General features: G+C 38.2%; 10 protein-coding genes. All 10 read left to right on the top strand.

The window, feature by feature from the left end; genetic code table 11:
* The first annotated feature begins 833 nt into the window (after positions 1-833).
* The 10 genes from HLX49_RS16030 (at position 834) to HLX49_RS16075 (ending at position 11,010) form a co-directional block, all read left to right on the top strand.
* Positions 834-1,064 carry a DUF1146 family protein gene (locus tag HLX49_RS16030; protein WP_073009292.1) on the top strand — a complete coding sequence of 77 codons (231 nt, stop codon included), beginning with the start codon at positions 834-836 and terminating at the stop codon, positions 1,062-1,064.
* A gap of 101 nt (positions 1,065-1,165) precedes the next feature.
* The gene (locus HLX49_RS16035; protein WP_164085343.1) at positions 1,166-1,885 is read left to right on the top strand and encodes a YwmB family TATA-box binding protein; all 720 of its coding nucleotides are present in this window, start codon (positions 1,166-1,168) and stop codon (positions 1,883-1,885) included.
* A 34-nt stretch (positions 1,886-1,919) separates the two neighbouring features.
* The gene (gene murA, locus HLX49_RS16040) at positions 1,920-3,248 is read left to right on the top strand and encodes a UDP-N-acetylglucosamine 1-carboxyvinyltransferase (protein WP_296363145.1); all 1,329 of its coding nucleotides are present in this window, start codon (positions 1,920-1,922) and stop codon (positions 3,246-3,248) included.
* Positions 3,249-3,448: 200 nt separating this feature from the next.
* Positions 3,449-4,273 carry a M55 family metallopeptidase gene (locus HLX49_RS16045; RefSeq protein WP_296363147.1) on the top strand — a complete coding sequence of 275 codons (825 nt, stop codon included), beginning with the start codon at positions 3,449-3,451 and terminating at the stop codon, positions 4,271-4,273.
* 11 nt (positions 4,274-4,284) lie between these two features.
* Positions 4,285-5,220, top strand: a complete 936-nt coding sequence (locus tag HLX49_RS16050) for an ABC transporter permease (RefSeq protein ID WP_077706403.1) — start codon at positions 4,285-4,287, stop codon at positions 5,218-5,220.
* The gene (locus HLX49_RS16055; protein ID WP_077706402.1) at positions 5,217-6,182 is read left to right on the top strand and encodes an ABC transporter permease; all 966 of its coding nucleotides are present in this window, start codon (positions 5,217-5,219) and stop codon (positions 6,180-6,182) included. The genes HLX49_RS16050 and HLX49_RS16055 overlap by 4 nt, the downstream gene beginning before the upstream one ends.
* Before the next feature lie 8 nt (positions 6,183-6,190).
* Entirely contained in the window at positions 6,191-7,195 is a 1,005-nt protein-coding gene (locus tag HLX49_RS16060; protein WP_077706401.1) for an ABC transporter ATP-binding protein, read from the top strand.
* A 15-nt stretch (positions 7,196-7,210) separates the two neighbouring features.
* Entirely contained in the window at positions 7,211-8,836 is a 1,626-nt protein-coding gene (locus HLX49_RS16065; protein ID WP_296363151.1) for a peptide ABC transporter substrate-binding protein, read from the top strand.
* Positions 8,837-9,098: 262 nt separating this feature from the next.
* On the top strand, positions 9,099-10,097 hold the full coding sequence (locus HLX49_RS16070; protein WP_296363153.1) for a C40 family peptidase: 999 nt from the start codon (positions 9,099-9,101) through the stop codon (positions 10,095-10,097).
* Positions 10,051-11,010, top strand: coding sequence for an ABC transporter ATP-binding protein (locus HLX49_RS16075; protein ID WP_077706399.1), 960 nt, complete (start codon positions 10,051-10,053; stop codon positions 11,008-11,010). Before HLX49_RS16070 ends, HLX49_RS16075 begins: the two co-directional genes overlap by 47 nt.
* The last annotated feature ends 324 nt before the right edge of the window (positions 11,011-11,334 follow it).

An 11,334-nucleotide genomic window follows, 5' to 3' on the forward strand; every position in this document is an offset into this window, starting at 1 on the left:
GCTTGTATTATTCTTTTATTTGTCATAAATCAATAATACATGAGAGCAGACCCTTTGTGGTCTGTTTTTTTGTGTATACACAAAAAAGCTGTTACACAATCAATTACCTGATTGTGCAACAGCCCCGTTTTTTGCATTATAGGAAAGCAAAAAATTTTTAATTTTATAACATAAACAAAACGAAGGCATTGTTTGTTACAATTTTTTACAATTTAATGGAAAATGACAACTCCATTGACTTAATGACTCTTTATATAGTGCAAGAAAAGAACTATTTTCCGCTATAAAAAATTGAATAAAAACCAAATTTTTCTAAAACTAAGAGGATCTTACCTATTTATCTCGAATATATGGTACTGCAAGACTCTCTTTTCAATAATTGGAAGATGTGAGCTGAACAAGTCTGAGTGGAAGATAACAGCGCTTAAAATCTCTTTTTTGTAAGAGGTCTTATTGTAATACCCCTAGGTTACGAAGCAATGAGTACGAGATGAATGAAGCCCATCAAATTCACTGGATTTTTTTAGATGATGTAGAAAGTCTATAATGAAAGCTATTTGTCAGTATTGTCTATAGCAATGTCGATATTTCCCGGGAAATGTAGTTATTTCAAACTACTTTAAAACGGGATATAATCTCTAGCTGTCATTTACATTGACTTTTTTCCATATCCATGGCAAAGTAACTAGTAGCGCTTCAATTAGAAGAGTTTTACTGGAAAGTGTTTTCAGTTAAGAGCCTAAAGTCTTTTGGATTTTAGTATCACAAAAACGGAGCCTTTCTCCATTAAAACTTGGTGATAATTTAATCAGTAATGTATAAAGGTGGTTCTTATGTTTTCACTAGGGCAACAGGCATTAGTTAGTTTAATCTCACATATTCTCTTTATATATGTAACATGGAGATTGATGATGGCAATTAATTTTGAGCCAATGATTAAAAAAGGAAGAGCCAAAGAGGCGCAAATATTAATTCTGTTTTTAACCATCGTGATTGGATCAGGTGTCAGCCGCTTCTTTCTAGAAGTACTCCAGTGGTCAAGAGATTTAAACCATTTATTTTAAAATTTACGTATAATAAGAGAATACGTGTAGGACCATGTATGCTTTTGCTTCTCCCAGTTCATACTATTTATAGTAAATAGGTGGATATGGGGGATTTTATTGTGAAAAAGTCTATTATTCTAGCAATTTTATGTTTGTTCGTCGCAAATACAATAGTAGCGCAAACGCATGATAGAACTGAAAATGAATTATTGGATTTAGTTCATTTTATGATTGCTGAAGACACTTCTATTCTGGAATGGGAAACAACGTGGAAAGAATCTATTTCCCAAGCAAGAACAGATGATTTAGTAGAAATGCTAAGTCGTAAATATCATAAGCATGTAACAAAAGATGAGCAGAAAATAAAATATTCCTTTGAAGACAGCCATATCTATAAAGGGTTCAACGTATTGTTTCATGTGATCCTTCCGCGTCAAAAACATGTTAATGCAGAATTGATCGTCGTTGTGAAAGGAAATGGATGGCATTCGGATATGGAAAAAAACTATCGGAATACCGTTTTAAGCTTTCAAAAAGAATATTTCACAAGTTCTGTAAAGAAATTTGCTTGTCTGACGACTAAAGGAAATGGTATAATAAGTAGTGATTATTTTTTAAACAAATTAACAAATTATTTTCAAATACAGCAAAAACAGACGCAATTCGATACAATAGAACAATCGACACATAAAAAAATCATTTACGGGTATACACCAGTATGGGAACGAAAAATTTCCGTAAATGATACACCTATGAACATACAAATCGCAGTTGAAGAAAATGGATCGGATAATCCTACATACGTGATAGGAACACCTATCCTAATAAATGAATATTAATATAGTGAAAATGGATCTGAAGGAGATTTGAAATATGGAAAAAATCATCGTAAGAGGTGGACACCAATTGCAAGGCACTGTGAAAGTGGAAGGTGCTAAAAATGCTGTTCTCCCTGTCATTGCTGCTAGTCTTATTGCAAGTGAAGGAAAAAGCGTCATTAAGGATGTTCCTGAACTAGCTGATGTATATACAATTAATCAAGTGTTGGAAAATATGAATGCAAGTGTACATTTTGACAATAACACAGTTACGGTTGATGCTTCAAATCGTTTAACAACAGAAGCTCCATTTGAATATGTAAGAAAAATGCGTGCTTCTGTTCTTGTAATCGGACCATTGTTAGCACGTTACGGTCATGCAAAAGTAGCTATGCCTGGTGGGTGTGCAATTGGTTCTAGACCAATTGATTTGCATTTGAAGGGCTTTGAGGCGATGGGTGCCAAGACGCATGTTGGAAATGGGTTTGTCGAGCTTCATGTCGACAAGCGTCTTAAAGGTGCGAAAATTTATTTAGATATGCCAAGTGTTGGTGCAACGGAAAATATTATGATGGCGGCTGCGCTAGCAGAAGGAAAGACAGTTTTAGAAAACTGCGCCAAAGAACCAGAAATTGTAGATTTAGCGAATTATTTAAATAAGATGGGTGCCAAAATTGTTGGTGCAGGAACAGAAACCATTCGTATTGAAGGCGTAGACAAATTGTATGGTGCAGAGCATTCGATTATACCTGATCGTATTGAAGCAGGTACGTTTATGGTGGCTGCAGCCATAACAGAAGGAAATGTGTTAATTGAAAATGCTGTTCCTGAGCATTTACGTTCCGTTATTTCCAAGTTAGAAGAAATGAATGTTATCGTGCAAGAAGAAAAAAATGGCTTAAGGGTAATTGGTCCAAAGCAATTGAAAGCAACGGATATAAAAACGTTACCTCATCCTGGTTTCCCTACAGATATGCAATCCCAAATGATGGCCTTAATGTTAGTTGCTCAAGGCACTAGTGTTATTACGGAGACAGTGTTTGAAAATCGGTTTATGCATGTGGAAGAATTCCGTCGTATGAATGCTAAAATGAAAATAGAAGGACACAGTGTCATTATCGAGGGACCTTGTAATCCACAAGGAGCTGAAGTGGCGGCTACGGATTTAAGAGCGGCTGCAGCACTTATTTTAGCTGGTTTAGTAGCTGATGGTGTGACTAGAGTTACGGAATTAAAACATCTTGACCGTGGTTACGTGGATTTTGCTGGAAAATTAGCAGCATTAGGAGCAGATGTGGAAAGAGTGGATGAGCATGGTAATTCAGTTTTGCCTTATGTGCATGTAGAACCAATCAATCGTTCTATAGCTGCAAAACTGTCATAATTTGGATATTATCATTATTATTAAAAGATGTTGTTTCATAGATATACAATATAAGTAAAAACAGATGAAAAGGTTTCGATCATCTGTTTTTTTGTATTAAATATAATGCAGTAATAGTTTTTTATTAGAATTCAAACTTTTCTTTTTAGTAATTTTGTGTTAAAATTTAAGAAAATTTTAACATTGGGGAGAATGTTCAGATGAAACTGTATGTTTCTATGGATATGGAAGGAATTACGGGGGTGCCAGATGAAACTTTCGTCGCCTCATCAATGCACAATTATGAACGTTCCAGGAAGATGATGACGGAAGAAGCCAACGTGGTCATTCGTGCGGCTATTGCCCAAGGTTGTTTAGAAATTATTGTTAATGATAGCCATTCTAAGATGAATAACTTACTGATTGAGGATTTACATGAAGATGCGCAGCTTATTACTGGTGACGTAAAGCCATTTTCCATGATGCATGGGCTAGATGCCTCGTATGATGCCGCTATATTTGTCGGTTATCATGCACGAGCAGGAACGTTTGGAGTTATGTCTCATACGATGATTCATGCTGTAAGGACGATGTATATCAATGATCACGAAATTGGTGAGATGGGATTAAATGCTTATTTGGCAGGTTTTTATGGAGTACCCATTATAGCTGTTGCAGGTGATGATCAAGCAGCAAAGGAAGCAAGTGAACTTATTCCAAATGTCACAGCTATAGCTGTGAAAGAGACGATTTCTCGGTCATCTGTTAAAAGCTTAACACCTAAAAAATCGGCGCAGTTATTAACGGAGAAGATAACAGAAGCTGTACAAAATCGCCATCTTGTTGTACCGCTTATACCTCCCGATAAACCTGTTTTACGAATAGAATTTGCTAATTTCGGACAGGCGGAATGGGCTAGTTTAATGCCTGGTACAAAGATAGAAGCAGGAACAACAGTTGTTCGCTTTCAAGCAAAAGACATACTGGAAGCATATCAGGCAATGCTTGTTATGACAGAGCTTGCCATGATGACGAAATTCTCATAAGGGGGTGGAGTATGCTACGTTATATAGGAAAGCGCTTACTTATGATGATGGTTACTTTATGGGTAATTGTTACATTGACGTTTATTCTAATGGTGACGATACCAGGTTCTCCGTTTAATAGTGAACGGGGGACAAATGAAGTCGTTCAAGCAAACTTAGAAGCACATTATAATTTGGATGAGCCATACATAGTTCAATATGTCCTTTATTTAAAATCGATTGTTACGTTTGATTTTGGCCCATCGATTAAACAGCCATCACAAACGGTCAATGAAATGCTTGGCCGCGGTTTTCCCATTTCTTTGGAACTGGGAATAATTACTATTATTGTCGCCGTATTATCTGGCATAACGTTAGGTGTGTTTGCAGCGTTAAAGCATAATCAGCTTATTGATTACGTAGCCATGGGTTTTGCTGTGTTAGGTATATCCATTCCCAATTTTGTATTAGCTACCTTGCTTATTCAGCAATTGGCAGTGAATATAGAATGGTTTCCAGTTGCAAGATGGTTAAGTCCCGCACATATGATTTTACCCGTTACAGCACTTGCAACAGGGCCAATGGCGATTATCGCAAGGCTCACAAGGTCAACAATGCTTGAGGTGTTAACACAGGACTATATTAAAATGGCTAGAGCTAAGGGGTTAGCACCGTGGAAGATTATTTGCAAGCATGCTTTAAGAAATGCGTTAATGCCTGTGGTTACCATTATGGGAACCTTACTGGCAGGAATATTAACAGGCACGTTTGTTATTGAGAAAATATTTGCTATTCCCGGAATGGGGAAGTATTTTGTAGAAAGTATCAATCAGCGTGATTATCCTGTTATTATGGGAACGACAGTATTTTACAGCACTTTTTTAATTGTGATGCTATTTCTCGTTGATATTGCTTATGGCATATTAGACCCGCGTATTAAGCTGCATAAGAAAGGCGGGAGAGAATGAAAATAAATGTGACAGACCAAACAGGAAAGAAGCCAACTTCTCATTCGGAAATACCAAATGAATGGTTTTCTTGGAAAGAGCGGGATGCGAAAGCGTTAGAAACGGTATCAAGACCATCTTTATCGTATTGGAAAGATGCTTCGCGAAGATTAGTGAAAAATAAGTTAGCAATGACGGGGTTGGTGTTCTTGGTTTTACTTACTGTTTTCGCAATATTCGCACCTTTATTATCACCGTATGAAGTAAACAAACAAGATCTACCGAATCAGTATCAGCCACCTTCTTTAGAACATTGGTTTGGAACGGATAGTGGTGGGAGGGATGTGTTTACTCGTACATGGTATGGAGCACGTATTTCATTATTTGTCGGCTTAATGGCAGCACTTATTGATTTTACCATTGGGATTATTTATGGTGGCTTGTCCGGATATAAAGGAGGACGTACGGATAATATTATGATGCGGATTATTGAAGTGTTATATGGTCTTCCTTATTTGTTAGTCGTTATTTTATTACTCGTCGTTTTAGGCCCCAGCTTAGGTACTATTATTCTCGCTTTAACCGTTACAGGTTGGGTAGGAATGGCAAGAATTGTACGTGGGCAAGTATTGCAAATCAAAAATTATGAGTTTGTGCTTGCTTCTAGGTCATTTGGTGCGAAGACAGCACGGATTATTCGTAAAAACTTATTACCGAATACAATGGGGCCAATTATTGTGCAAATGACGTTAACAGTTCCAAGTGCGATTTTTGCAGAAGCGTTTTTAAGTTTTCTTGGACTTGGGATTCAAGCCCCATTTGCAAGCTGGGGAGTGATGGCAAATGATTCGTTAGGGGCAATCTTATCTGGACATTGGTGGACATTATTTTTTCCAGCATTCTTCATTTCTTTTACGATGTTTGCATTTAATGTATTAGGGGATGGGCTTCAGGATGCACTTGATCCAAAGCTGAGAAAGTAGGTGAGTAGATGGAGAGACTACTTGAGGTACAAGATTTACATGTAATTTTTTCGACGTATGGTGGGACAATTAAAGCCGTTCGAGGTGTGGATTTTTATTTGAATAAAGGGGAAACACTAGCAATTGTTGGAGAGTCAGGTTGCGGGAAGAGCGTCACCTCACAAGCGATTATGCAACTGATTCCAGAACCGCCAGGAAAAATTGCTAGAGGCAAGGTAATATTTAAGGGCAATGAGATAACTCATTATACCGAAAAACAGATGCGATCGATTCGTGGTGTGGATATATCGATGATTTTCCAAGATCCAATGACAGCATTAAATCCTACGCTAACTATTGGCACGCAGCTTATGGAAGGATTGCAGGAGCATCAATCCATTCGCGGAGAAACAGCTACCTCCAAAGCTTTAGAAATGATGCATTTAGTTGGGATACCAAACCCTAAGGAACGGTTAAAGCAATATCCACACCAATTTAGTGGAGGGATGCGGCAAAGAATTGTGATCGCTATGGCTTTAATTTGTGAGCCAGAGTTATTAATTGCTGATGAGCCTACAACGGCTTTGGATGTAACCATTCAAGCACAAATTTTAGAATTATTTACGACAATTCAAGCAAAAACAGGTGTATCTATTATTCTAATTACGCATGACTTAGGGGTTGTGGCTAAAATAGCCGATCGAATTGCAGTTATGTATGCAGGAAAAATAATTGAAACGGGAACAAAGCGTGACATATTTTACAATCAGCAGCATCCTTATACGAAAGGTTTGCTAAAATCAGTTCCAAGGCTCGATTTAAAAGAAGAGCAATTATCACCAATTGATGGGACACCGCCGGATTTATTTGCGCCACCGCAAGGGTGTCCGTTTACAGCGAGATGCCCTTACGCCATGGAGGTGTGTGATAACGTATATCCTGTAACGACGGAACGAAGCAGTTCACATCGAGTGGATTGCTGGCTGCAGGACAAACGGGCGCAACAACTTCTAGCTCGCACAGCCAACCAATAACGAGGGGGAGAGGTAATGAAGAAAGGGTTGCTTTACTTAATGGGAGTTTTGGTGTTTCTTGTTTTAGCTGCTTGTACGGCAAATGAGAGTACTGGTACAGAAGATGAGAATGGAGAGGAAGAGAAGGCAGGAGATGAAAAAATTCTTCAACTTAATAACGGAGAAGAGCCAACATCTTTTGACCCAGCAATAGGTTTTGATAATGTTTCTTGGAATGCGTTAAACAACTTAATGGAAGGGCTCACGCGACTCGGTGAAGATCATACACCACAACCTGCAGTTGCGGAAAAATGGGATGTTTCAGAAGATGGTACCACATACACATTCTATTTACGTGAGGATGCGAACTGGTCTAATGGCGATCCAGTTGTGGCTGAAGATTTCATCTATGCGTGGGATCGTTTATTAAATCCAGAAACAGGCTCATCTGCTGGATTTCTAGGTTACTTTATCAAAGGGGGAGAAGCATTTAACAGCGGGGAAGGTTCTACAGAAGATTTAGGAATTACCGCAGTTGATGAAAAAACGCTAGAAGTTGAATTGGAAAACCCGACTGGATTTTTCTTACATGTACTAACCAATCCTGCCTTTTTTCCAGTGAACCATCAAGTGGCTGCAGAAAATCCAGAATGGCATACTGAAGCAGAATCATTTGTAGGTAATGGGCCATTTAAGCTGGAATTTTGGGAACATGATAATGAAATGATATTTACGAAAAATGATGTATACTGGGATGCAGACAGTGTAAGCTTAGACGGCGTGCATTGGGCGATGGTCAATGATACGAATACGGAATATCAAATGTTTGAACGAGGAGAGTTAGATTCAGCCCAAATCCCTGCAGAATTATCCGATCAGATAATTGATGGAGATAATGTGCAGATTGTTGACCAAGGAGGATTAGAGTTTTTCCGCTTTAATGTTACAGAAGAGCCTTTTCAAAATAAGCACATAAGAAAAGCTTTTGCGTTAGCAGTAGATCAAGATAATATTGCAGAATATGTGGTGAAAAATAAAGTGAAGCCTGCTTATGGTTATATATCTCCTGGGTTTACCAACCCTAGCAGCGAAGACTTCCGAGATGTAAATGGCGATCTCGTCTCATTTGATCCTGAGGAAGCAAAGCAGCTTTTAGAAAAAGGGATGAAAGAAGAGGGCTATGATGAACTGCCTACGGTTACTTTATCCTATAATACAAGCGATTTAAATAAAGAAGTAGCTGAAGCAATTCAAGGAATGCTTAGTGAGAATATTGGTGTCGATGTAGAGCTTGAAAATACAGAATGGAATGTTTTCTTAGAAGATCAAAAGGCTTTAAATCATCAATTATCGAGAAGCTCCTTTTTATACGATTACGCTGATCCAGTTAATTTCCTTGAAAGCTTTATTACTGGATCATATATGAATCGCACAGGCTGGTCCAATGAACAGTATGATAAATTAATTGTCCATGCAAAATCAGAAGCGGATGAAGCGAAACGTTGGGAATATATGTATGAGGCAGAAAAGCTATTAGCAGAAGAAATGCCGTTATTTCCAGTTCGTTATTATAATCAGGTAGAAGTATTACAAGAAGGTGTAACAAACATACTTCGCCATCCAGTAGGGTATCTGGATTTAAAGTATGCCGATAAGCAATAGCTACGTAAGGGAGGTATTAAGAAAACCAACATGGCTCTTGTCAAGGAGTTTTTGCTTATGATAGCCAAAGTTTTCTAATACTATAGGAAAGTATAAAAGGTTTAAAGGTTTATAATATAAGAAAAACTACAGCTTTTGCCATAAAACTTGGCGACAAGCCAAGTTTTATGGTGGAAGTTTGAGCTGCTACTAAATAATGTGTGGATTGCGAAAGAAAACACCACTCATGGAGGGTTCACTTTATAAAATAGGAGGGTCAATAGTGAGTCAGCAAATGTACGGGAAAATAACAAATGAACTGTATGTAACCTGTGTTTCTGTTGCTACGGTTTGGACAGAGCCATTATGTGCTAGAAGAATAGATGCATTAGCGATTCATAACCCTGCACATGTATATCAGTGGGTGAAGCAATTAGATTATACTGAAAAACTGGCATTATGCGTGGAAAATCGTATTCAAACACAATTGCTGTATGGCGAACAAGTACTAGTAACGGAGTGGGCTGGTGATTGGGCTCATGTTATTATACCTACTCAGCCGTCACATAAAGATAGAAGAGGTTATCCAGGTTGGGTGCCTGCTTGCCAACTCAAACAAATTTCTAATCAAGACTGGCTTCAGCCTATAGGTGCTATCGTTCGATCTCCTTTTGCTCCGTTAACTATTCATAATGAATCCTTTATACACTTAAGTTATTTAACCATTTTACCAGTAAAAAGACATCATGGTTCTACGACATCTGTAGTAACACCACATGGTAACGGATATGTTAATACACAAGATATAGAGTTATTTTCAAACGCAGACGGTATCCCCCATAGTAATGGGGAGTCCATTGTAGCTGTTGCTAAATCTTACATAGGGCTTGACTATTTATGGGGAGGGATGAGCGCTTACGGTTATGATTGTTCAGGTTTAGCCTACGCTACGCATAAAGCGAATGGATATCAAATTGCTAGAGATGCAGGCGATCAAGTAAAAGGTGGAATCAAAGTTCCGCTAGATAGGATACTACCTGGTGATTTACTTTTCTTTGCTTATGAAAATGGGAAAGGAAGGATACATCATGTAGGTATTTATTCTGGTAACGGAGAAATGCTACATGCCCCACAAACGGGAAAGGGAATTGAACAAATCAGACTTGCGAATACGATGTATGAAACGGAGTTATGTGCGGCTAGGCGCTACTGGCAGGAGGAGGAAACGATCGAAAATGGCAAAAGCAATTCTCGAAGTAAACCGTCTGAAGAAATTTTTTGAAGTGAACAGAAACCAGACGCTACAGGCTGTCAATGATGTATCGTTTCAAATAAGCGAAGGAGAGACATTTGGCTTAGTAGGGGAGTCGGGTTGTGGTAAATCTACGATTGGGCGAACCATTCTCGGTTTATACCATAAGACAGCTGGAGAAGTCTTGTACGACGGGAAGGATATTCATGGTTTAAAAGAAAATGATAGATTCAAGTTGCATAAAAAAATGCAAATGATTTTTCAAGATCCGTATGCCTCATTAAACCCTCGATCTACTGTACAGGAAATTATCTCTGAGCCAATGGAAATACATCGTTTGTATCGACATAAGAAGGAAATAAAAGAACGAGTATACCAATTATTAGAAGAGGTAGGTTTACAGCGGGATCATGCTAATCGTTATCCTCATGAATTCAGTGGCGGTCAAAGGCAGCGTATAGGTATTGCAAGGGCGCTCGCTTTAAATCCAGAGTTCATTATTGCAGATGAACCAATTTCGGCTTTGGATGTTTCCATACAGGCGCAAGTCGTCAATTTATTAAAGAAAATTCAATATGAAAAAGGATTAACGTTTTTATTTATTGCCCATGATTTATCGATGGTGAAGCAAATTTCTGATCGAATTGGCGTCATGTACTTAGGGAATTTAATCGAACTTACAAAATCAGAACAGCTATATGACCATCCCTACCACCCGTATACAAAGGCGCTATTGTCTGCAATCCCTATTCCAGATCCAGAAGTCGAAGAAAAGCGAGAACGAATTATATTGCAAGGTGAACTCCCAAGTCCGATTAACCCGCCGAGCGGATGTGTGTTTCGTACGCGATGTCCAATGGCTATGCGTATTTGTGAGCAACAAAAACCGCAATTTCGAGAAATAACACCAGAGCACTTTGTTGCCTGCCATCTTTATTCATAAAGTTTTGTAGTTATTGCAATTATGTAGCCGAAAGACATTCCGTAGTAGACGATAAAAAACGGCTATTACGGAATGTCTTTTTTTCATGGTCTAGGAAATCACACTAGCGTTGCATAAAAAGTAATGCTTAAAGTCAAGCGCTAATTATCCATTTGAGGCATAGATGACATAATTTTCTGATATAGGTTATTTATGCCCAATGAAAAAAAGACAACAGGCATGAGAGGTAGCCCTTCATCCATTTTTTGAATAGTATATACTTTTAAACGAATGGATCGTATGTTAAATCATCTAAGTGTAACACGTCTCCTGTCTCATATTGTG

Origin of the sequence: Virgibacillus sp. (genome assembly GCF_013393565.1) — a bacterium.
Classification (GTDB): domain Bacteria; phylum Bacillota; class Bacilli; order Bacillales; family Amphibacillaceae; genus Virgibacillus; species Virgibacillus dokdonensis.